At 48.3% G+C, this 22,217-nt stretch carries 22 protein-coding genes; 18 read left to right on the top strand and 4 right to left on the bottom strand.

The features are described 5' to 3' along the window. Positions 1 to 26 precede the first annotated feature (26 nt). The 3 genes from GVJ32_RS01540 to GVJ32_RS01530 all read left to right on the top strand — a co-directional run bounded on the left by GVJ32_RS01540 (position 27) and on the right by GVJ32_RS01530 (position 3,492). Complete coding sequence (locus tag GVJ32_RS01540) at positions 27 to 431, top strand: nuclear transport factor 2 family protein (RefSeq protein WP_159238290.1); 405 nt, start codon at positions 27 to 29, stop codon at positions 429 to 431. Between the two features lie 334 nt (positions 432 to 765). Then, positions 766 to 1,734 carry an OmpA family protein gene (locus GVJ32_RS01535; RefSeq protein WP_235035002.1) on the top strand — a complete coding sequence of 323 codons (969 nt, stop codon included), beginning with the start codon at positions 766 to 768 and terminating at the stop codon, positions 1,732 to 1,734. Positions 1,735 to 1,770: 36 nt separating this feature from the next. Then, the gene (locus tag GVJ32_RS01530) at positions 1,771 to 3,492 is read left to right on the top strand and encodes a hypothetical protein (RefSeq protein ID WP_159238288.1); all 1,722 of its coding nucleotides are present in this window, start codon (positions 1,771 to 1,773) and stop codon (positions 3,490 to 3,492) included. 161 nt (positions 3,493 to 3,653) lie between these two features. Here GVJ32_RS01530 and GVJ32_RS01525 read toward each other — a convergent pair whose 3' ends face one another. Beyond that, positions 3,654 to 4,802 carry an acyl-CoA dehydrogenase family protein gene (locus GVJ32_RS01525; protein WP_159238287.1) on the bottom strand — a complete coding sequence of 383 codons (1,149 nt, stop codon included), beginning with the start codon at positions 4,800 to 4,802 and terminating at the stop codon, positions 3,654 to 3,656. Positions 4,803 to 4,956: 154 nt separating this feature from the next. On the opposite strand from GVJ32_RS01525, the gene GVJ32_RS01520 reads away from it, so the two are divergent. The 5 genes from GVJ32_RS01520 to GVJ32_RS01500 all read left to right on the top strand — a co-directional run bounded on the left by GVJ32_RS01520 (position 4,957) and on the right by GVJ32_RS01500 (position 9,631). Continuing rightward, complete coding sequence (locus GVJ32_RS01520; RefSeq protein WP_159238286.1) at positions 4,957 to 5,379, top strand: hotdog fold thioesterase; 423 nt, start codon at positions 4,957 to 4,959, stop codon at positions 5,377 to 5,379. Between the two features lie 76 nt (positions 5,380 to 5,455). Next, a complete protein-coding gene (trmH, locus tag GVJ32_RS01515; protein ID WP_159238285.1) occupies positions 5,456 to 6,157 on the top strand; it encodes a tRNA (guanosine(18)-2'-O)-methyltransferase TrmH in 702 nt (233 codons plus the stop codon). 103 nt (positions 6,158 to 6,260) lie between these two features. Continuing rightward, a complete protein-coding gene (locus tag GVJ32_RS01510) occupies positions 6,261 to 7,382 on the top strand; it encodes a DUF1214 domain-containing protein (protein ID WP_159238284.1) in 1,122 nt (373 codons plus the stop codon). A 15-nt stretch (positions 7,383 to 7,397) separates the two neighbouring features. Then, entirely contained in the window at positions 7,398 to 8,591 is a 1,194-nt protein-coding gene (locus GVJ32_RS01505; protein WP_159238283.1) for a sulfotransferase family protein, read from the top strand. A gap of 59 nt (positions 8,592 to 8,650) precedes the next feature. Next, a complete protein-coding gene (locus GVJ32_RS01500) occupies positions 8,651 to 9,631 on the top strand; it encodes a DNA-3-methyladenine glycosylase family protein (protein WP_159238282.1) in 981 nt (326 codons plus the stop codon). Positions 9,632 to 9,717: 86 nt separating this feature from the next. Here the strand turns inward: GVJ32_RS01500 and GVJ32_RS01495 are convergent, their stop codons facing one another. Then, complete coding sequence (locus GVJ32_RS01495; protein ID WP_159238281.1) at positions 9,718 to 11,079, bottom strand: cytochrome P450; 1,362 nt, start codon at positions 11,077 to 11,079, stop codon at positions 9,718 to 9,720. A 15-nt stretch (positions 11,080 to 11,094) separates the two neighbouring features. Continuing rightward, entirely contained in the window at positions 11,095 to 11,748 is a 654-nt protein-coding gene (locus tag GVJ32_RS01490; protein WP_159238280.1) for a TetR/AcrR family transcriptional regulator, read from the bottom strand. Between the two features lie 272 nt (positions 11,749 to 12,020). Here GVJ32_RS01490 and GVJ32_RS01485 point away from each other — a divergent pair, with 272 nt between their 5' ends. The 5 genes from GVJ32_RS01485 to GVJ32_RS01465 all read left to right on the top strand — a co-directional run bounded on the left by GVJ32_RS01485 (position 12,021) and on the right by GVJ32_RS01465 (position 16,618). Continuing rightward, positions 12,021 to 13,316 carry a serine hydrolase domain-containing protein gene (locus tag GVJ32_RS01485; RefSeq protein ID WP_159238279.1) on the top strand — a complete coding sequence of 432 codons (1,296 nt, stop codon included), beginning with the start codon at positions 12,021 to 12,023 and terminating at the stop codon, positions 13,314 to 13,316. Positions 13,317 to 13,459: 143 nt separating this feature from the next. Further along, a complete protein-coding gene (locus GVJ32_RS01480) occupies positions 13,460 to 14,950 on the top strand; it encodes a DUF3336 domain-containing protein (protein WP_159238278.1) in 1,491 nt (496 codons plus the stop codon). 241 nt (positions 14,951 to 15,191) lie between these two features. Continuing rightward, positions 15,192 to 15,632: a YeeE/YedE family protein gene (locus tag GVJ32_RS01475; protein WP_159238277.1), complete on the top strand. Its 441-nt coding sequence runs from the start codon at positions 15,192 to 15,194 to the stop codon at positions 15,630 to 15,632. Next, the gene (locus GVJ32_RS01470; protein WP_159238276.1) at positions 15,629 to 16,039 is read left to right on the top strand and encodes a DUF6691 family protein; all 411 of its coding nucleotides are present in this window, start codon (positions 15,629 to 15,631) and stop codon (positions 16,037 to 16,039) included. Before GVJ32_RS01475 ends, GVJ32_RS01470 begins: the two co-directional genes overlap by 4 nt. Before the next feature lie 105 nt (positions 16,040 to 16,144). Beyond that, entirely contained in the window at positions 16,145 to 16,618 is a 474-nt protein-coding gene (locus GVJ32_RS01465; RefSeq protein WP_159238275.1) for a DUF2505 domain-containing protein, read from the top strand. Between the two features lie 24 nt (positions 16,619 to 16,642). Here GVJ32_RS01465 and GVJ32_RS01460 read toward each other — a convergent pair whose 3' ends face one another. After that, positions 16,643 to 17,614 carry a tRNA-dihydrouridine synthase gene (locus tag GVJ32_RS01460; protein ID WP_159238274.1) on the bottom strand — a complete coding sequence of 324 codons (972 nt, stop codon included), beginning with the start codon at positions 17,612 to 17,614 and terminating at the stop codon, positions 16,643 to 16,645. 148 nt (positions 17,615 to 17,762) lie between these two features. Between GVJ32_RS01460 and GVJ32_RS01455 the strand changes: the two genes are divergently transcribed. The 5 genes from GVJ32_RS01455 (at position 17,763) to gspD (ending at position 22,217) form a co-directional block, all read left to right on the top strand. Then, on the top strand, positions 17,763 to 18,518 hold the full coding sequence (locus GVJ32_RS01455) for a hypothetical protein (protein WP_159238273.1): 756 nt from the start codon (positions 17,763 to 17,765) through the stop codon (positions 18,516 to 18,518). A gap of 128 nt (positions 18,519 to 18,646) precedes the next feature. Next, positions 18,647 to 18,820: a rubredoxin gene (locus tag GVJ32_RS01450; RefSeq protein ID WP_103684774.1), complete on the top strand. Its 174-nt coding sequence runs from the start codon at positions 18,647 to 18,649 to the stop codon at positions 18,818 to 18,820. A 124-nt stretch (positions 18,821 to 18,944) separates the two neighbouring features. Continuing rightward, complete coding sequence (locus GVJ32_RS01445) at positions 18,945 to 19,115, top strand: DUF3012 domain-containing protein (protein ID WP_235035000.1); 171 nt, start codon at positions 18,945 to 18,947, stop codon at positions 19,113 to 19,115. 169 nt (positions 19,116 to 19,284) lie between these two features. Then, positions 19,285 to 20,175: a type II secretion system protein N gene (locus tag GVJ32_RS01440; protein WP_159238272.1), complete on the top strand. Its 891-nt coding sequence runs from the start codon at positions 19,285 to 19,287 to the stop codon at positions 20,173 to 20,175. After that, the gene (gene gspD / locus GVJ32_RS01435) at positions 20,172 to 22,217 is read left to right on the top strand and encodes a type II secretion system secretin GspD (protein WP_159238271.1); all 2,046 of its coding nucleotides are present in this window, start codon (positions 20,172 to 20,174) and stop codon (positions 22,215 to 22,217) included. The genes GVJ32_RS01440 and gspD overlap by 4 nt, the downstream gene beginning before the upstream one ends.

Genomic DNA, 22,217 nt, shown 5'->3' with positions numbered 1-22,217 from the left:
TGGTACTAAGGTGAGCAGGTATAAATATGGGATATTCGCAGTTGGCTTTCGCCGCCAGTAAATTGTCCGGACAGTATGTGGAGCAGGGGAATAAAGAGGCCTGGTTAGACTTGTTTGCCGAGGATGCCTGCGTCCAAGATCCCGTCGGTGAGTCGCCCTTAGATCCCACTGGTAAGGGACATGTCGGCAAAGCAGCCATTGCTGGCTTTTGGGATATGGTGATAGCAGCAGGGAAAATCGATTTCACCATTGTCTCCTCACATCCAGCCGGTAATGAGTGCGCCAATGTGGTGAAAATGGTTAATACCTTGCCCGGAGACGTGACAATGGCGCTTGATATGGTAGTGGTTTACACCGCAAATGCGGCGGGCAAAATCACCTCATTAAAAGCCTATTGGGATTTTGACGCGGTTCAGAAGCAGCTGCAGTGATGGGCTGTATATAGGTAGAGTTTCAATATTGATTGGAATACGCTGAATTTGGCGATTAAGCGGGCATTGTGTCAACAAATTCGGCAATTTGAGATAACTACTTGTGTAAAATAGCAAAAAGCCAGCCATTTTCGGCTGGCTTTTTGCTATTTGCTAAAGCCCCGCGCCTGTCACACTGCTACTATACGGAGTAATAGTGGCGTACTTAGGTTGGCTGCAAATTGCGTTTGCATAGGATCTTTAGAAAGGCCGATTTTTGAAGCCCTAACGAATGGGCTTTGTTACGGTCTATAATAGTCTGATAGTGGATTTATGAGTATTTAGCTTGGTGTTTTTGGCGCGCTTAATAAGTATTACTCTTACGGTCACCGCATTTGCGGTGTCGCCGGTCTTACGCGCGCAACTACTTAATATTGAGCTACTGGGTGCCTCGCTTACTGCGCCGGTAAATGACGTGTTGGCTGATATTAATTTGCTCAGCGGTGGCAGCGAATTGCTAGGGGTTGAGGTGTTGGGCTCCAATAGTTTGCTGGGTGTGAGTGTCAGTGGCCAAGACATATTGCTATTAGGTGCGCCGGTGGCCGGCAACGGCGGTGGGCTTGGTGACCTTTCTAATTTAACCTCGACTCTAGGTAACTCTCAGGGCGCGGTGCTTGAATTCTTGCAAGATACCGCAATGGGCGACATCAATCCTACCGTGCTGACGCTTTCTTTACCTGGTTCTGGCGGGCAGCAGAACCGAGCAGAATTCGATAACACCAAAGATAAAAAGCCAGTATCGTCCTCTGACCCTCTATCAACGACCTTATATGGAAAATCGGGAAGCTGCGTTGATGATGATCGAGACAGCGTTTGCGACAGCCATGATCAATGTCTTAATTCTCCGGCCGGTGCGATGGTGCTGCCATCGGGCTGCCATTTTGATAGCGCTCAGGGGCTTGCCCTGCAGGGCGTAACGTTTGCGATCGGAACTGCTGTGCTTGCAGAGTCCTCAGCCGCGACACTGCAAAAAGCAGCGCAAATGCTTAAATTTGTACCTAGTGTCTATGTTGAGGTGGCAGGGTATACCGATGACGTGGGTGGTGTTTCGGATAACCAATTGCTTTCAGAGCAGCGGGCATTGGCAGTAAAACAATATTTAGTTACAGCTGGCGTACCTGAAAAGCAATTGGTGGCCAAAGGTTATGGCGAGTCACAGCCTTTGATGTCAATTGATGGCTTGTCAGATAAAGCGCTGAGTGATGCCCGATCCCGCAATCGGCGGGTGGAGTTGCGTGTGCTTGGTGAGCGTCCGCCGTTTTGAGGCTGGGGCTAGGTGAATTGAAATTTTGGAGCAAATATGGCTATTGATCTACCCCCCATTATTCCGCCGCAGGCGTCTAGCGCTGAGCGTATTGAGCAATATGCCGCTGCACAATCGGATTCGATTGTTGACGTAAAAATTGGCGAATACAATCTGCGAATCTCCGGGAATCGCTATCTTAGCCAAGAGCAAATTGACCTGATAATGGGGCTTGCTAAAACACCAGCACAAGCCGTTAACGCGCTAAATCAAGCCTACTACCAGCTTGGACATTTACTGGTTACCGTGTATTTTGCCCATCGTGATAAGACCATTTTTGCCCATGTCATTAATGGCTATTTGTCGGATATAAAAGCGCCAGAGAGCATGTATCCGTATTTCTCGGACCTAATTGGCGATCAAGACTTAAATCGTTCGGAGTTTGAAACCAAGCGGGTGCTGGCAAACCTCAAAAGTGAGCGCGCGGGTCTAAATTACGCAGTGACCTATCAGCTGTTAGAAGATCCTACGGCGTACACCATCGTTCTTACTGAAACAGAAAAAGCAGACCATGACTCTACTGATTTAAGTCTCAGTGTGAATAATTTTGGTAATCGGTTTTTAGGGCGTTATTTTGCTAATGCGACACTCAAACATGATTTTAGTACCGGCGTAGAAGCTTCTTTCTCTTATGATCGTGCCTTAACAGAACTTGGAGAGGTAAACGGTGGGGATTACTTCGATGGTTATAGCTTCCGTCTAAATTATCCAAGTAGTTTTGGCTTATACGGTTTAGAGGCGCGTTATACCGAATATGAGCGTCATGCCGATGGCGTGGTCGCCGTCGCCGGTAGTGCTGGGGGCAGTACAAATAACAGTGTTTTGTGTTCAGTGCCTTTGGTCTGTGAGCTTACCGGTGCGTTAGGCTTAAATCTTGGAGGTGCTGAAGCGGTAGCGCCAGAGCCGACAATGCAGACGATACGTCTGAGCTTGTTGTCTGAAACGAGCAGCCTTGCCCTCACCGGGGAACAGGTTATTAGCAGTGATTCTTTACACCGTTTTACTATCTCAGAACGACTAGAAAAAGTGGACAGCGTTATTGATGTCCAAGGTTTCGGTAAGGCACTCGATGAACCTCAAACGACCCTTGAATTAGGTTTGAAATATAATAAATTAATGCGTTTGTTTGGTGTTGGCACTCAATTGACGGCTCAGGGTTTTGTTGAGGCTGGGTTGGAGTCAGATGCTGGAACACTGGGAACCGATTCCCGAGAAGGTGAGGTCGCAACGGGACGGCGGACCGCTGAATTTTTATTGTTGAAGCCTCGTCTTGGTTTGAAAATGGCAGTCAGTGATTGGGCTACTTTCAAAACAGACGTGATTGCGCAATTTTCGAATGACAAGCAATTGCCGCTTCAGCAGCAATTTTTCCTCGGTGGTGCCTCTGGGTTAAATGCCTATTTGCCGGGTGTGTTGGTAGGGGATTCGGGTAGTTATTCAAAAGTGGCGCTAGAGAGTAACGGCGTGCCTTTGTTTGGTTTAATGTTTAAGCCGGCTATTTTTGTTGAGCATGGCCAAGCTTGGCATGAGGATGCAGCAGGTGAGGCGGGTGACGTTCGCACTCTAGCGGATGCGGGCCTTAGTCTAAGGGCGGAGTATGGAAAACACTTTGTTACCGAGCTGTTAGCCGCGACGCCAGTTTACGATGATAATATTGATAAAGATGTGTTAGAGCAGGTAGAAGTGGATTTCTTTTGGCGGTTATCTTTAACGTTCTAGACTAATATTTAATATTGCAAGCCGGTCTCGGTTCGCTAATTTATTGCCACGGTTTTGAGTTTTTGTTTGGTTCAAAAGCGATCTTTGTCCTTTGATTTTTTTTGCTGAAGTAGGGGTGTCGGGACTGCACGCTGACAGCCCCGTAGATTAATATGGCTTGTTTATTTAAGTAAATCTCGGCCAATGATCAGTTTCATCACCTCATTAGTTCCCGCATAAATACGCTGTACGCGTGAGTCTGCAAACGCACGCGCAACTGGGTATTCCCACATAAAGCCGTAGCCGCCATGTAATTGCAGGCATTCGTCGATCACTTTGCACTGCAGGTCGGTGGTCATTAATTTGGCTTTGGCGGCCATCACCGAATCAAATTTATGTTCTACATGCAGCTCTAAACAGCGATCTAAAAAGACGCGTGCCACGCTCACTTGGGTTTCCAGCTCAGCCAATTTAAATTGGGTGTTTTGGAAGGTGGCGATGGCTTTACCAAAGGCGTTGCGTTCTTTTACATAGGCAACGGTTTGCTCAAGAATGGATTCAGCGTTGGCAATGGCAATAATGGAGACATTTAAGCGCTCTTGGGGGAGGTCTTGCATCATGTAGATGAAGCCCATGCCTTCTTCGCCCAGCAGCTGGTCTTTGGAAAGACGAACATCTTGGAAGAATAGCTCAGAAGTGTCTTGGGCTTTTAAGCCTATTTTTTCAAGGTTTTTGCCTTTGTCGAAACCGGGGGTGCCAGCTTCCATCAAAAACAGGCTGATACCTTTTGCACCAGCAGCGGGGTCGGTTTTGGCGACCACAATCACTAAGTCGGCGTGTTGGCCATTGGTGATAAAGGTTTTGGAGCCGTTAATAATATAGTCGTCGCCATCTTTAACAGCGGTGGTTTTGATGCCCTGCAGATCTGAGCCGGCGGCGGGTTCAGTCATGGCAATGGCCATCACGATTTCGCCAGACACGCACTTGGGTAAATACTTTTGCTTTTGCTCTTCGCTGCCGTAGCGTTCTATATAAGGCACCGCGATGTCTGAATGCAAACCCCAGCCAATGCCGGTAAAGCCAGAGCGGCCACATTCTTCGTCAACAATCGCGTTATAGCGAAAATCTACCCCGACGCCGCCGTATTCTTCTTTAACGCTGGGGGACAGAAATCCTTGTTCGCCCGCTTTTAACCATAAAGCGCGATCCACCTGACCGTCTTTTTCCCACTGAGCGTGGTAGGGCGCGGCTTCGGTTTCTAGAAATTTTCTTACCGAGCTGCGAAACAGCTCATGTTCTTCTTCGTAGACGGTTCTTGGGATCGCAGACATGGGGGATTTCCTCTGATGTTATAAGTAGCTATTATCCCTCCATGTTAGCAGAGTAAACTTTAATTTCCAGTGGATCTTTTCACTGAGCTAGGTAAGCTTCAGCGCTGGTCTATTTAACACTATGTCACACACTCTACATGCGAGAAATTGCGCTATGACAATCTGGAAACAAAGCTTCGATTTAAGCCAAGCAAATGCCATGATGAAAAATACCATCGGCGATACCTTGGGCTTGTTGATTACTGACATTGGCCCGGATTATGTGGTTGGCACCATGCCGGTAGATAAGCGTACCCATCAACCTATGGGAATTTTGCATGGTGGCGCTTCGGTGGTGCTGGCTGAGAGCTTAGGTAGCTTTGCGGCAAATTTGGCCTGCGATGTTGGCATGGCCTGCGTAGGTTTAGATATCAATGCCAACCATATTCGCTCTGTTCGCTCAGGTTTGGTAACGGGGGTGGCGCGGGCGGTTCATGTGGGGCGTCGCACCCAGGTATGGGAAATTCGTATCGCTGACGAGGCTGATAAAACGGTATGTGTATCGCGTCTGACCATGGCGGTAATCGACGCTGTTTAAGGCCGTGGTCTAGGTTTTGTCTGAGCGCATGTCTGCAGTAAACTAGACGGCTTTTTTATTTGTAGAGGCCACTTGCATGACAGCAGCACGCTTTCAACGCCTGCGTCAGGTACTTGAGTACCGCCAGCCAGATCTAACTATTGTGACCGACAATGTTCACAAAGTGCGAAATCTTTCGGCGATTGTTCGCACCGCTGATGCGGCGGGTATTGGCACGATGTACTGCGCGATGCCGGATAAGGATTACAAGGCATTTAAAGGTACCGCGATGGGATCGCACAGCTGGGTGTCGGTGCAACGTCAGCCCGATGTAAGCGCAGCGCTAAGGCCATTGAAGGCTACGGGCTATCAAATACTGGCTACTCATTTGGCGGATGATTCCGTCGACTTTCGGGAGGCAGACTACACTCGTCCTACGGTTATTTTACTGGGTGCAGAAAAGCTGGGTGTGAGCGCTGCGGGCTGTGAATTGGCCGATATGCACATCACTATTCCCATGCGCGGTATGGTGCAGTCGTTTAATGTGTCGGTGGCCGCGGGCATTATTTTGGCTGAAGTCGAGCGTCAACGGCAGTTGGCGGGCTTGTACTCTGAGCGTCGCCTCGACGATCAGGCTTACCATCGAACATTGTTTGAATGGGCGCAGCCAAGGCTCAGTGAATACTGCCGTGAAAACGGCCTAGCTTATCCGGCCCTTAATGAGGACGGTGAGCTGGTTGATGGCCTAGCATGGCAACACGCGGTGCGTGAGGGTAGTGCAACGACCTTTGATTGGTAGGTATGTAAGGACTTTCTCCTAAGAACTGGCGTCATCTATCTGGGTGATGCTGGCTCGTTTCTATTACTGTCAGAATAGCGATGATAATAATAGGAGGATCACAATGGCAGCAGACCCCCAGACCCCCGTCGTTGATATTGACGCTTGGGAGGCATTTTGTGATGAGCTTAAGGCCGCCGGTCAGCAAATTATTCGTCCAGAGGCGCCCTCTGACGACTTGAGTCGCGCTGAGGGCTGGCGCTACCTCACTCGTTTAACGCGCATTGCACTCGATATGTTTATGGAGTGCAGTGATCGCGATTTCCCCAGCTTTTATCGCCCCTCACATGAAACCGCAAAAATCGGTGCAGATAACCCCGATAATTATTATTTGCGTGCCGAAATCAACGGTAAGCATAGCTATCGTATTAGCGGTACTCGCGGCACCGTTGCTTACCTAGGGTTTATCGCGATTGCCGGTGGTTACGAAGAAGAAGACGGCAATATGCGTTCGGTGGGGGCGCTGGATACTCATAGCGGTTTAGAGGTGAATCCAGACGGCACTATTGATGTGATTCTGTCGCAGACACCACGCTCAGGAAACTGGCTAAAAATTACCGATGACACCATCGCCGTTTTAGTTCGTGAGACTTACTTAGATAGAAATACCGAAATATTTGCAGACTTAAAAATTACCCGCCTAGATGCCGGTAATGTAAAACCTGCAGCTTTAAGGGGCGACAAGTTAAAAGCTGATTTAGCTAATACCGCCGCCTTTGTTAAAGGTACGGCGACCTTGTTTGCTGATTGGGCGAAAGGCTTTAAAGAACACCCCAATACCTTGCCACCGGCTGATCAGGAATATTGTCAAAAGCTGGGTGGTGATCCCAATATTTATTATTACCACAGCTACTTTAACTTAGCCGATGACGAAGCGCTGTTGATTGAAGTAGACGATATACCGCACTGTGATAACTGGAATTTCCAGCTAAATAATTACTGGATGGAGTCCTTGGAATATCGCTATGTGCAGGTTCACGTAAACAAGCACACAGCGCATTATCGCGCAGATGGTGGTGTAAGCATTGTCGTTTCCGCGCAGGATCCAGCCTGTAAAAATTGGCTTGATACTACCGGCCACAAAGAAGGCACTATGGCATTTCGTTGGATCGGCGCTGACCGTATTGTGCATCCGCGCTGCAAGGTCGTGAAGTTGGCTGATGTAGCCAAAGCGTTAACAGAATAATAAGGAGATTGAATTTTGAGCACAGAAGAGCAGAGCCAAGAGTTTGCCATTCCTGAGGTTGATCTAAGCGTTGAAACGCTATTGGCGGCGGCGATGGATGCCACGGGTTTACAGGACTTTGGTGACGCGTCTTTTCGTGAGCCGCTAAATGTCCTTGTTCAGTCACTTAATGAGGAAGCTGATTTAAACCCCGGCGGGCGTTTTGGCCAGTACCAGCGGATTTTAAATATTCTTATTAATCGTTTGCGGGTAGAGGCGTGGATAGACAAACACCCAGAAATTTTGGACGAAGAGATAAACTCGCCAGTAGTAATAATTGGATTGCAGCGCACAGGTTCCACTTTTTTCCACCGTATACTCGCCGCAGATACCCGTTTTTATGCGCCGCTCTGGTATGAAGTGCGCAACCCTGCGCCAGAATTAGATTGGGATTTTAGCGGTAAGGACGCTCGTATTACGTCGGCGGAGGCGGAGGTGGCTGGCATGCTAGCGGCTAATCCAGAATTAGCCGCAATTCATCCCATGGACCCGGTCGCTGCAGACGAAGATATATTGCTCCTCGAGCACAGCTTTTACAGCACCGTGCCAGATGCCTTCTGCAATGTGCCTAGTTACGGTAAGTGGAATGATGAGAATGACAATGCACCGGCCTATCATTATCTGAAGCGTTTGTTACAGTGTTTGCAGTGGCAGAAAAAACGCAGCGGCCAAGTCGCGGAGCGCTGGTTATTAAAAACACCGCATCATATTCATCATATTAAAACTTTATTAAACGTGTTTCCTGATGCCAAAATTGTGCAGACTCACCGCGATCCACTACAAACCATTCCCTCTGCGGCGAGCATGAATTACAACTTGTGGATTATGTGCAGCGATAATGTCGACGGCAAAGTGGTGGGCGAACAATGGGCGGCCAAATACGCACGCGGCACCTTGCATACCCTAAAAACCAGAGACGAGCAGCCGCAGGCATTTTTAGATGTATGGTACAAAGATACCGTTGCAGATCCGTTGTCGTCGGTTAAAAAAGTGTATGATTTTATCGGCATGGACCTGACTGATACCGCCCGCGCTGCGATGGAAAAGCACCAAGAAGAGAACCGTAGAGATAGCCGCCCTAGTCATGAATATACACTGGAGCAGTTTGGCTTAACGGAAGAGGGGCTGAAGCAGCAATTTTCCGAATATCGCAAACGCTTTGTTGAATAGGTTTTAGTCAGAGATATTGTTACGATCGCTTTTCTGCCCCGCTGAAGACTGATTGAACAATGGCCGAGAATCCAAAAGGCGTCGTCCTTGAAATAGATGTGCCGCTTCCGACGGGCTTTCGATTTAGGGATGTACTCGCCTTTCATGGTCGCGATAAAGAGCAGGTTTCCGAACGTGTATATACGCATGCCGAATTTTCATCGTCTCCTCAATTAGTAAATAGCTTGGATAAGGCCATGCTGTGGGATGGCCTCGCCGCGTGTTTGTGCATTCATTTTTCTGCTGATGTCGCTAAGGTACATTTACATATCGACGCGGAGACGCTTCGTATTAGTGCAGCAACTCGTGAGCGCTGGTGTCTACGCCTTGAGGGGCTGAGTCGCCGTATGCTGGGTTTGGATCAAGACGTAGAGAGTTTTGAAGAAGCGATTGCTGGCCATCGAGTTTTGGCTGATCTAGTTAGACGCCGCAGTGGCTTGCGGGTGCCGCAATCCGCGAGCCCATTTGAGTCCTTATGTTGGGCAGTTACTGGCCAACAAATTAGCGTCAACGCGGCGATATCTATTCGGCGCCGTTTTATTCAAAGCCTCGGTGTTGCGCATTCGCAGGGCTTATTGTGCCACCCCGATCCCGCTAGTCTTGCCGCGAGTAACGTTGAACAATTGCGCAGCCTAGGCCTTTCTATTGGCAAGGCGAATACCCTGCTGGCACTGGCAGCAGCGATAGAGAGCAAGGACCTAGCGATACTGGATAACAAGGAAAAATTAGGGGATGAATCAGCAGATGCTATTCGTGCAGAATTATTGGCAATTCGTGGCATTGGTCCATGGACGGTTAATTATGTGTTGTTGCGGGGCTTTGGCTATTTGGGTGGGTCATTACATGGCGATGTTGCGGTAAGGCGAAACTTGCAGCTCTTACTGGGTCGTGATGAAAAAATCACTGCGGAAGAAACGCAGGTCTGGCTCGCGCAATTTTCACCCTGGCGGGCTTTAGTCGCCGCACACTTATGGGCGATGCAGTCAGATGATGGATTTTAGATTGTTGGTATGTGCTTGAAAATGGCAGAGCCTTAGGCCAAGCTTAGTAAGAAAATAGTGACTAAGCTTGGCCTAATTCATGCGATTTATTTTCGGGCTGTGATGGTAACTGGCAGTCCATCTGTTGGGAATGAAATAGGCACCGCGTTGTACTTCATTTCGTAGCCTGGTTTCACGCTGATGGTGTAGTTGCGCAGTAGGTGGAACATAAACAGTTTTACCTGCATTTCGGCAAAGTTTAGGCCGATGCATTTATGGCCACCGCCGCCAAAGGGCACCCATTGATACAGGTGTCGCTTGTGTTCGGCGCGTTCGGCGGAGAAACGCTCGGGATCGAATTTATTGGGTTCAGTCCACCATTCTTCCATATAGTGGGTGAATAGGGGGGAGATGCCGATGCCGGTATTGGCCGGTAGGCGGTAGCCCATAATCTCGGTTTCTTTTATTAAACGGCGGGGAATAGCGGGTACAGGTGGAAACATGCGCAGCGCTTCTTTCATCACCAAGGCCGATTTATCAAGTTTTGGTAAGTCGTCGTAATTGAGGTGGTCACCGTCGATCAGTTTGCACTCCTCGTACAAAATGTCCTGCCACTCTGGGTTTTTTGCTAGCGCATAAATAATCGAGCAAAGCGTGCTGGTGGTGGTGTCATGGGCGGCAAATAATAAAAATATGGTGTGATCGCGCACCGCTTCATTGCTTAGTTCATTGCCGTCTTCGTCTTTAGCGTGGCAAAACTGGGAGAAGAAATCGCTGCTTTCGGTAGCGCGCTTTGCCTCGATATGTTTTTCAATAAATGTCTTCAGGGTTTTGCGGCCGTTTAAGCCTTTTTGCCAGGTTGTACCCGGTATCGGCAATTTCACAACGGCCATTGAGGCTTCCATCGCGTGCAAAAATCCCCTGTTGATCGCGTCGGCTTCGTCACCCATTTTCACGCCCATAAAAATTTGGGCGGCAACATCTAAAAGTAGCGATTTAATACTGTCTTTGAATCCGAACTCTACATTTTTTGGGAAGTCTGCTACGCCTTCACGCATGCGGGGGTTCATGTCGTCGAGATAGCCTTGCAGGGCATCTTTTTTAAATGCGGCTTGCAGAATACGGCGGTGAAAGCGGTGTTCGTCAAAATCTCGCAGCATGAGCCCATCTGGGAAGAGTTTGTCCAGTATTGGGTCCCAAGCCATTTTGTTCGAAAATATTTTGTCGCTGTCTTTGAGGACTAGCTCATTCGCTTCTGGCCCAAGTAGCGCCACGGATTTTTGGAGTAATGCATTATTGCGAAAGATAGGGCCGTAGAGCTTATGCTTCCGAGATACTAGGCCTAAATAATCCGTTAAAAATTCGACGGTATCGCCAAGAACCGGTAGGGCGCCGTTGTCACCCGGCAGATGTTGGAGTTTGCCGGTAGATTTACGTGGTAGGTTTAAGTATTCAGTTGATGTCTTCATGTGGGCTCCCGTTTTTTATTTGTGCCAGCCGTGAAACAGCAGGTCTATGGATTGTTGAATATGGGTTTCTACAAACGCTGGATCTAGTTCTGCTTTGCCGGTAAGGCGTTGGTAAAAAGGCAGTTGAACTACTGGTGCAGTCGCGGACTGAACTACAAAAAATAGGGTTTCTGTCGGGATGTTTTTGATTATGCCGAGGCTGTCTACCCTTGTGACCATACTGCCAATGAGCTGCCAAGCGGGTTCAAAATAATGTTTGTGAATGTAACTTAGGCGCGGCCCTTCGCGTAGCGATTCTTGCTGGCATATATGGTAAAGCGCTGGATGCTCAAAGGCGCTGCGAATATATACCGCGATACCTGCTTTGAGGGCATCTAGCTCGTTGTGATCGTCATCAATATGCTGCAGTGCTGCTAATACTTTGGCAGTAGTAGCGCCACATAGGCGGTCAACCACCGCCTGCCAGAGTTGCTCTTTGGAGCTGAAGTAGTGGTGAAAAAAAGTGTAGCTGACGTTCAGCTCATCTTGCAGTTTGCGTAGAGAAACACCGTCATAGCCGTCTCTGGCAAATATTACCGCAGAGGCATCTAACAACTGTTCGATGGAGAGGGCGGGGGCTTCACTCTTTTTAGGGCGGCCTCGCTTGCGCGGGCTTGTTGTTGGATTCACGACGCTAACTCAATATTAAACACGTGTTTAATATTGAGTTAGCTATCGTCCGACGTCAAGTTAAATTCATTGCCGTGCTTATGAAATGGCGAATTTTGCTCCTTATTGCATGGCTGGTTTGGCGCTGCGACTATGATTAAACATGAGGGGTTTTAGAGGTTTGCACGCTGGATGTGACCGATATTGCTAGCGCCTAATGTCATTTGCGTCATAGAGTAGGGCTGTTAGTCATGCTATAAACTTCGGCTGATTTTTCTATGAAGAGCAATAATATGTGGTTATCAGACCAGTATCGCAGCTACCGTAATTTAGTGTTTCGCGGTATTTCAGTTCCGAATGACGTGTCTGGCTTAGTTGATGTCGATTCTAATGAGGTTGCCGGCGTTGAGCACGGTATCGCTCAGGAAGATATTGAGGCACTTTGGGGGCATGCAGAGTCTCTTTTTCAGTCGGGAATGCACCCGATGGTCAGTCTATGCCTACGCCGTGGCGGGGACGTACTTTTAAACCGCTCTATTGGATATGCGGATGGCGCTAATCATACTCAGCCTCGTGTTGCTTCATTGCAGACGCCGGTATGCTTGTTCTCTGCCTCAAAAGCGGTGTCTGCGATGTTGATACACAAGTTGGCAGAAGATGGTCTGATCGATTTATTAAATCCCGTTAGCCACTATATCCCCGCGTTTGCAGCGGAGGGTAAGGCGCAGATTACCGTGTATCAACTCCTTGCGCACCGCGCTGGTGTGCCGGGAATACCGGATGATGTAGACATTGAATTATTGTTTGATCAAGCCGCAGCCGTGGCGCAGATTTGCAAGCAGCCAGCCTTGCATAATGATGGCCGCGTGTTGGCGTATCACGCTATAACTGGCGGTTTTATACAGGCTGAATTGATTCGTGTGGTCACCGGTAAAACGCTAAATGAATATCTGGACGAGGTTGTGCGTAAGCCGATGGGAATGAAGTATTTCCGATTTGGTTTGGAGTCAAAGGATCAAGCCTTAGTTGCTCGAAATTACGCTACCGGTTTGCCAAATTTGGGCGTGGTAGAGCGGCAGTTAGCGAAAATTCTGGGGGTTGGCGTATCTGATGTGGTTGATATTTCTAATAGCGAGGCATTTTTAAACGCAGAAATTGCCTCGGCTAATTTATACGCCACGGCGGAGGAGGCGAGCCGCTTCTTTCAAATGCTATTGCAGGGAGGGGAGTGGGAGGGCAAACGCATATTTACGCCATTGACGGTGAATCGCGCGACGCGTGAAATGGGTAAGCCGCAGTTTGATCACTCTCTAATTGTTTTGCCGATGCGCTATAGCGCCGGCATGATGCTAGGTATGAGCCCGATTGGCCTGTACGGGCCAAAGACCCATTATGCCTACGGGCATTTAGGGTTTTCGAATGTTCTTTGTTGGGCTGATCCTGAGCGCGATATTGCGGTTTCACTGGTTTCTTCTGGTAAGCCTGTGATCGGAAATCACCTTCTAAGTTTGCTTAAATTACTTAATGGAATTAGCAAAACGTGTAAACCTTGTGTCGATATGGATTATCTTTATACCCAAGTTCTGTGAACTTTCAGTAAGTTGGTCGCCATTGCCGGCTTTCGAAGAATTAATGATAAATGCCTATAGTCAGCGTCATGGCTATTCGTTAGAGTGGTGTAAAGCTTTAGAAACAAGCGCAAATATTGTCGACATGACGAGTAGGTTGAATTGTGAAAAAACTGGAAAATAAACTGCGGCTTGCGAGTAGCTACGAAGAGTGGAAGGCTCTGGCGAAAGAGCACGACCGTTGTTCTGGTCGAGAGCACTGGAAAAAAATCGATAAAACAAGTCTTTATGATTATGCCTCGATACGTTCACGCTTGGAGCGCCTGCGATATTTTCGCGAAAATAACGACAATATTGGCCTGTTATTTACCTTGAACGAAGGTATTCACGGCAATATGGGCGGTATGGGTAAGCCAGTGCTTTATGCGCGGGCAAAGCATGGTACCAAGCAGCTTATTCATGACTACGTCGACGCAATTCGCGATGCGCTTGAACATCTGGCGCAGCTCGATTCTGAATCCCCCAATTTTATTGAACGCTTAGACTTTTTTCGCCGTGCCAATAAGTGCTACGGCAAATCTGCTTTAATGCTAAGCGGCGGTGCGGTGCTGGGTAATTTTCATATTGGGGTGGTGAAAGCGCTTGTTGAGCAGCGTTTATTGCCGGATGTAATTTCTGGTTCGAGTGCCGGTTCACTGATAGCAGCGGTGTTGGGAACGCGCACCGATGAGGAGTTACAGGCCTTTCTAGAGACTGAGAATCTTGGGAAATTGCTGCTCGCAGAAGTCGAGCTTGCCAATGGCCGGATGTCCAAATCGTCGCCCCGTATTAATCACCAAGTGTTAAAAGAAAAGATCGCGAAGCTAATTCCTGATATTACTTTTCAAGAAGCATTTGAGCGCACTGGGCGGCATATTAATATTTCAATTTCACCGTCTGATGTTCATCAAACCTCACGGCTATTGAATGCTATTGCCTCGCCCAATGTTTACATTCGCAAGGCCGTTTTAGCGTCTTGCGCGGTGCCTGGTATTTACCCGCCGGTCATGTTGGAAGCTAAAAATGTTCACGGTCATCCGCAGCCGTATTTGGCTACTCGGCGCTGGATCGATGGTTCGGTGAGTGATGATCTTCCCGCAAAACGATTAAGCCGGCTCTACGGTGTGAATCACTTTATTGTTAGCCAGACTAATCCCATTGTGCTGTGGGCTGTGCGTGACACTCAGATTGAAAACAGCGGTTTGTTTAATGCCCTGCGCCAGCTTGGTGGGCGGAGTATTAAGGAGTTTTCTAAGGTTGGCAGCAGTGTGGCACGCAAGTATTTTAAGAATTCTCCCCGTGTGCGCCGCGTGACGAATATCGTGTATTCAGTGATCAATCAAGAATANACCGGCGATATTAATATTATTCCTCGGTATCGGTTTTTTGATCCTCGTAAATTACTTACTGAATTAACACCCGATGAACTGCAGTTTTTTATTGCCGAGGGAGAGCGGGCGACATGGCCGAAAATTGAGATGATTCGGGCCAGTACGACCATTAGCCGCAAGCTAGCTGAAGTTTTGGCAGTGTATGAGGCCGAAGAGCTGAATCGTCTGTCGAAAAGTCATCACCACCTCGGGGCAGAAATGCCTAGAAATTCACTTCGAGCTTAAGTGTTTCTTGATGGGGCACTAACTCGCTAGCAGATTTTTCAAGTGGTGGGGTAATATCGCAGCATTTTCTGTTGCGACTTTGCTCTCTTTAATTGTATGGGTGCTCATTTTGAGTGCTCAATTTTTTTACTTGAACAAAGTATACCCGTGGGGGTATATTTTGTGTGGGTATAGGGTTATTCTTGCTGCAAAATGTGTTTAGAAAAGCTAGTACGAATTATCAATTAGAGGTGTCACAGCAATGGTGATAGAAACGGCTTTTACGCCTATTTCAGCGATAGTAGGCGGTGCGCTCATTGGGCTCGCTGCGGTATTGCTTATGTGGTCGGTCGGCAGAATCGCAGGGATTTCGGGAATTGTTGCGGGTGCCATGCTTGAACATGGTGACGAGAGAAATTGGCGTCTTATTTTTCTGGGAGGCTTGTTCCTTGGTGCGCTGGTAGCGGCGTTAATTAGTGGTGCCTTAGAGTCTGTTGCCAGTGTTGCGAGCACGCCGATGCTGGTGCTTGCAGGTTTGCTAGTGGGTGTAGGAACGAGGATGGGCGGCGGTTGTACTTCGGGGCACGGGGTGTGCGGAATTTCACGTTTTTCGATGCGTTCCGTGGTTGCCACGCTGGTTTTTATGGCTAGTGGCGCGGTGACGGTATTTGTTATTCGTCATCTGCTGGGAGAGGGCGTATGAATCGCTGGTTTATCGTTCTGGCCGGCGTTTTATTTGGTGCGGGCATCACTGTATCTGGGATGGCAAATCCTGCTAAGGTCCAAAATTTTTTGGACCTTGCCGGCGTGTGGGATCCGAGCTTGGCATTGGTCATGGGAACGGCGCTGCTGATTGCGACGCCAGGGTTTTTCTTTGTATTTAAAATGGCGTCGCCAAAATACGCTGAAAAATTTTCGCTGCCTACCCGTAAAGATATTGACGCTAAATTGATATTGGGTGCTTTGCTATTCGGCATCGGTTGGGCATTGAGTGGCTTGTGTCCGGCACCGGCTTTAGTAGCGATTTTGAGCGGCGTGCCAAGTTTCTTTATATTCCTTATGGCAATGTTTGCGGGCATGTTTTTACATCGTTTTGTATTTGAGCCCTAAATTTGTATCTCTGCGGACATAGAGCGACAGCATTTTATGGGCTAATATTTGCCGAGCGTCTGCGTAAGAGTGCATTCGCCATAACAATAATGATGAGGCGACAAAATGACGGTCACTTGTAAGTTTGCGAATAGCCTTGATGAAGTCTGGGCGGTATTGTGCGACCCCGACTTTCGCGTTGAGCGCAGCATTGCGCTTGGTGAGTTAAGTGCGGAATGCGATGTTCAGGAAGACGAGGATACTGCCAAAGTTCATATGGTCAGAGAGGTAGTGCGCGAGCTGCCTTCAGTATTGGCAAAAATCTTTAACTCAAAGCAAACCTTGGAATTTGAAGAAACTTGGCAACGTAGTGAAAATGGTTGGGAAGGCGCGCTGGTCATTGATGTTAGGAATCAGCCTGTAGAGCTGACTGCTAAAATTTCCCTGCTAGAAACTGCCGATGGTTGTGAGTACAGCGTATCGCATCGCTGTAAGGCCAAGATTCCCTTGGTGGGCGGAAAGGTTGAGAAATTCATTCTCTCCCAGACCGATTCCGGTGCCTTGGATGAATTGGACTATCTAAAGAAAAAATTCAGCTAGTTGTAATCTTGGCGCAGACAGGAATCAGGCTGCGACTATTGTTTGATAGCCGCGATGCTCGTCAAGTGCAGCACAAATATCGGCAGGTGTATTTAAACGTTTAATTTGCTCGAATAGTTGTTGTGCTTGAGGGTATTCCCTGCGCAAATAGCCTAGCCATTGTTTTATCGGCCCACCGACATGGCGTGGCGCGCAGTTTGCCACGCTATCCGCAAATAATGCCTCAAGTAAAATAAGAATATGCGACCATTGCTGGCGGTCATAAATGTTACCTTGCGCAAGCGACTTTATCTCTAAGGCGAGATCGGGGCGGGCAAGTAGACCGCGGCCTAGCATAACGTCGCTGCAGCCACTTTGTTGCTGGCACGCCAGAAAGTCCGCAGGGCTCCACACTTCGCCGTTGGCAATCACGGGTACGTCGATATAAGAATGTACTTTTGCCAGCTGGTGCCAGTGCGCCGGCGGTTTATAACCGTCGGTTTTTGTTCTGGCGTGGATAGTAAGGCCATCTGCCCCCGCTTCGCTGATTGCGCTAACTATATCGATGAGTTTGCTGTCGTCGTTGAATCCAAGTCTAATTTTAGCCGTAACAGGTATCGATGATGGAACGGCGCTGCGCATAGATTTAATGATCTGGTAGAGTAGCTCCGGTTCATCCAGTAGCACCGAGCCGCCGCGATGGCGATTGACGCATTTTGCGGGGCAGCCGAAGTTCGTGTCGATACCAATCGCGCCTAAGCTCGCTGCTCTGGCCGCATTTTCGGCCATGGGGTTGGGTTCGCCGCCTAAAAGTTGGATGTAGACGGGTGTGCCGGAGGGCGTTTTACAGTCGTGTTCTAGCTCGGGGCACAGACGATGGAATACTCTGGCGGGTAGGAGCTGGTCAGTTATTCGTACAAACTCGGTAATACAGCGGTCTATGCCGCCGATGGCGGTCAGCATGGCCCGCATACGAGCGTTTACAACGCCTTCCATCGGCGCGAGATGTAATTGCATAAATTAGATCAATGGAATAAAAGCGCTATTGTAGCGCAGCTCTCGCTGCGTGATTAGCTAATCTATTAGCTGGGTCAGAATAGACGACTAAATGTATTAGATAGGGGGTGGGGTGGTTTTTACGGTTTTGCGGGCTACGGTGTGCGCTATGTTGACGGGGGTAGTGCTATTAGCGCTGGCGGAGCGATTTCCCGTGATGCGTGCGGCGACCGAAGAGGCACGTATTTTTAATGCCGAGAACGCCGATTCCTTTGGGGAAGATCCCTATGTGTATACCCAGCTTAGCCTACAGAAAATAGTTGCAGCGAGCGCAGGTGAATACGCGCTTATTAATATTGATGGTGAAGTGCGGCAATTACAGGCCGGTGAATTACTGGCGGAGCCTTGCCTAGCGGTCAGTCGAATTTTAGCTGATGCCGTATTGTTGGATCACTGCGGAAGTTATATCTTGCTGTGGCAGCGGAGGGGCTTGGATCAACCAGCAACTATGAGTTTGCGCCTAGATATTAGTCAAAAAGGGCAGTCTCAAGAAATTAAACCGCGTGTTGTTGATTTAAGGGCGGATGTTGATGTGCGGCACATGGTGTCTGATTATCGCCGCAGATTGTATGATCGACCGCTTTCTTTGCTTGGGGCAATAGATGTAAAAGTCGTCGATGGTGTAAGTGGTCGTGAATATATTATCTCTGAGGGAAGAGATAAGCAGATTTTTGCCGCACTTGGCCTTAAATCGGGTGATCGGGTTCTTGCTTTTAATGGTGTTGACCTGTCGCGCTATGAAGCACCTACCCAAATCTACGAAGATTTAGATGATGTAAATTATTTGGCAATAAGTTTGGCCCGTGGTCAGGAGCGTAGAGTTGTGTTGCTCGACCTTGAGCCGCTGGCAGCGGCTTTAGATTAAAAGCCATATCATTGAATTTACTTAATATTTCCGTAGCGGATTCGGTAGTATACTTGGACCTTTAAACGGGGCGCCATCTTGAGGTGGGTACCCAATACGATTGATGTGCATGGAAATGGGGGCAGTTTGTGAGCGAGTTTAATAAGTGGGAATGCGTTATTTGTGGTTTTATTTACGACGAAGCCGAAGGTTTGCCGGACGATGGAATTCCAGCTGGCACCTTGTGGGCCGATGTGCCTGAGGATTGGGAGTGCCCTGATTGCGGTATAAGCAAGTTTGATTTTGACATGGTTCCCGCCTGATCGAGTGTAAAGCATGGGGCAGGTGCTGGGTAAATCGCTTTTTTAGAGAAAAGTGTAGCGACACTGTGCCTCATTATGCGGCCCTCTGTTACACTTCGGAGATTGATTAATTGCTGGGGTTAACATGATGAAAACAATAAAATTGTTTGGGCTGCTAAGTTTGGTTTTCTTAGTCTCGGCATGCGCGCCGGAAGTGGGTAGTGAAGCGTGGTGCGCAGGCTTGGATAAAAAAGATATGGGTGATTGGTCTGCCAACGAATCAATGGATTATGCAAAGCACTGTGTATTTAAGTAAAACGCTTGCGATTCGGGCGCTGAAATGGGCCAGTACGGGTAATTCGATACGACAAAATTGTGACCACAAAAGTGGATTTTGGCCTCTGGGCACGATTTTGGTAAGAAAAATGTCATACTGTTCGTCTACCATTCGGCGCTTCGCGGTATTTTTGGGGTAAATCTAAGACGTGGATCGCTCTGTCATCTGGATAAAGTTTTTCCCTCCTCGCGTAGTGAGTCTCGCGAACGTTCTACTGTGGGCACTGCTATTAGCGTGTTTGGCGGGTTTATGCTGGCAAATATCAGCATGGCTTCGCGATCCGGCCTTACCTGCCGCAGTAGTGAATGATGATCCCCAGAGTGCTGGTTCGGCGGGAGCTAGTAGTTCATCTTACGATGTTCAAAGTTTACTTGGGGTGCCTTTATTTGGGGTGCCACCAGTGGGCGAGGTGGCGGCAACAGAATCTGAAAAGGATGTTCGCCGTAGCACCCTAAAAATTACCGTTATTGGTTTAGTTGCCGGTAATGATGAAAAAGGTGTGGCAGTACTGCGTCATGCCAATAAAACCAAGGCCTATAGTGTTGGTGAGAAAATCGAAGTACCTGGTTCGGTGCGTTTGCTTGCAGTACTTCCCGAATACATCATTATTGAAAATAACCGCAAAAGAGAAAAAATAGAGCTCGATAAAAAGGTCGGGCTCGCAGGTATTAGTAGCGCAGCCTCACCGAGTGCTGGTGACAACAGTACCGTCGATTTGAATACGCCAGAAATTCGCTCATTGATTGGTGATGCCAGAGACACCGTACAAAACAGCCCACTTATGTTGGCTCGGTTTTTCTCGGCTAACCCCGTTAACGAGGGCGGACGCTTACTAGGGTATGAGATTAAACCGGGACGCGATAAACGTCTGTTCGACCAGCTTTCTCTTGAACCCGGTGATGTTGTTTTGTCTGTAAATGGTCAGTCAGTCGCCGATTTACAGCCACAAGAATTATTTAAACTAATGCAAAATACCACCTCGTTTGAACTGCTGGTTCAACGTGCCGACACCATACTCACCAAAAGATTTGATATATGAAATTCTTATTGCGTAAATCCTGTCTTGCCCTTGGGCTTTTCGTCGTTTTTTCTGGCAGCGTATTCGCGGAACGTTTCGACCTCGACATGCAGAATGTCGACATTGGTGAGTTTATAAACACCGTCGCTAAATTGACGGGTAAGACCATCGTGGTAGACAGCCGTGTTAAGGGGAAAATTAGCGTCGAAAGTCATCGGAAGTTAGACGCTGAAGAGCTGTACCAAATATTCCTGCTTCAATTAGGGGTTGAAGGTTATTCTGCGATTGAAGTAGGCGATGGCATTTTAAAAGTCATCCCCAATCAAGCCGCCAAAATTGAAGGTATTAGCGTTCAGTCAGATCGCTCCTCAATGGGGCGTAGTGAATCAATCATCACGCGTATTGCACAGTTGCAAAATGCTGATGCCGACGAGCTGGTTAAGTCACTAAGGCCCTTAGTCGATAATAAAGTTGGCGTGATCACTAGTTATGCTGACTCAAATATTATTTTGATTACCGATCGCGAGTCGAATGTGCGGCGGCTTATGTCTATCGTGAACGCTGTGAATGCGGTAGATACCCAGTTGATGGAAACCGTTGTGCTCGAGCATTCCTCTGCAGAAGAAGTAGAACGCATACTCACTAAGGTCTTGTCTCAGCAAACCCGTAAACGTGGTGCTGCTAAGCCTGTGGTAGCAGCAGACCCGCGTACCAATACCTTGATCTTGTTTGGTGACGACGATGCGCGCTCCTATTTGCGGCGCTTAGTAAAAGATTTAGATAGCGAAGTGAGTAATCAATCGAATATCCGCGTGCGGTATTTAAAATACGCTAAGGCCGCAGATATTGCGCCGGTACTTAAAAGCATTAGCGATACCTTGGTAAAAGGCGAAGAGGCCGGAAAAGCGGTAAGTAACTCAGCTAGTTCTTCACTGATTAATATTGAGGCACACGATCAAACTAATTCAATCGTAATGTCTGGTAGCCCGCATATTATCGACAATTTAGAGTCAGTTATTGCCGACCTAGATATACGCCGCGCGCAGGTCTTGGTTGAAGCGATCATTATTGAAGTGTCGGACAACCGCGCAAAAGAACTCGGTGTTCAGTGGTTGTTTAAGGGCGACTCTTCAGGGAATACGCCTGCCGGTGGTATTAATTTTGGTGGCGGAGCATCGGGTAGCGGTAGTGCGCCTGGTATTGTGAGCCTACTTGCTGGAGAAGAAGCGGCTGCAGCGGCATTGAGCGGGGTTCGCGGTGCAGCTTTTGGCCTTGGTAAGCTAAAAGACGGTGCCTTTAGTTTTGCGGCTTTGTTAACGGCGTTATCGAGTGACACTGAATCTAATATTCTTTCTACACCAAGTCTTTTAACCCTCGACAATGAAGAGGCATCGATCTTGGTGGGGCAGGAAATACCCGTGGTGACCGGCTCTACGGCCAGCTCAACGAATGCCAATCCTTTCCAAACGATTAGCCGTCAAGAGGTGGGTATCAAACTGCTATTCACGCCGCAAATTAATGAGGGTGACGCAGTACAGTTGAATATTGAGCAAGAAGTGTCATCGTTAAGCCCATCTACCGATGCAGCGGATGTCATCACGAATAAGCGAACGATTAAAACCGCTGTACTGGTGAACGATGGTGCGACTATTGTGCTGGGTGGTCTGATTGATGATCAGGTGACGGAGCAATCTGCAAAAGTACCCTTATTAGGTGATATTCCGATACTGGGCCGTTTGTTCCGCTCAGACAGCACGAGCAAAGTTAAACGTAATTTGATGGTGTTTATCCGCCCAACGATTGTTCGAGATCAGAATACCTTGTCTGAGCTGAGCGCGCGTAAATACAATTATATTCGCGCTGAGCAGCTGGTTAAGGCTGAGCAGGGCATAAATTTATTCCCCTTCACGGACATGGCGGTGCTGCCTGAATGGGCCGGTATGGACCCATCGCCACCGGGGATTTTACCGAATAAGCCTGTGCCGCCGCCGATGACGCCGGCAGAAGAGGCAGTGGAAAAGAAATTACTTAAAGCTCCAGCATCGGCACCGGCCGCACCATAA

The organism is Zhongshania aliphaticivorans (genome assembly GCF_902705855.1).
GTDB lineage: Bacteria > Pseudomonadota > Gammaproteobacteria > Pseudomonadales > Spongiibacteraceae > Spongiibacter > Spongiibacter aliphaticivorans_B.
Note: the sequence above shows the minus strand (reverse complement) of the source record. Positions and strands in the feature narration are given on the sequence as shown.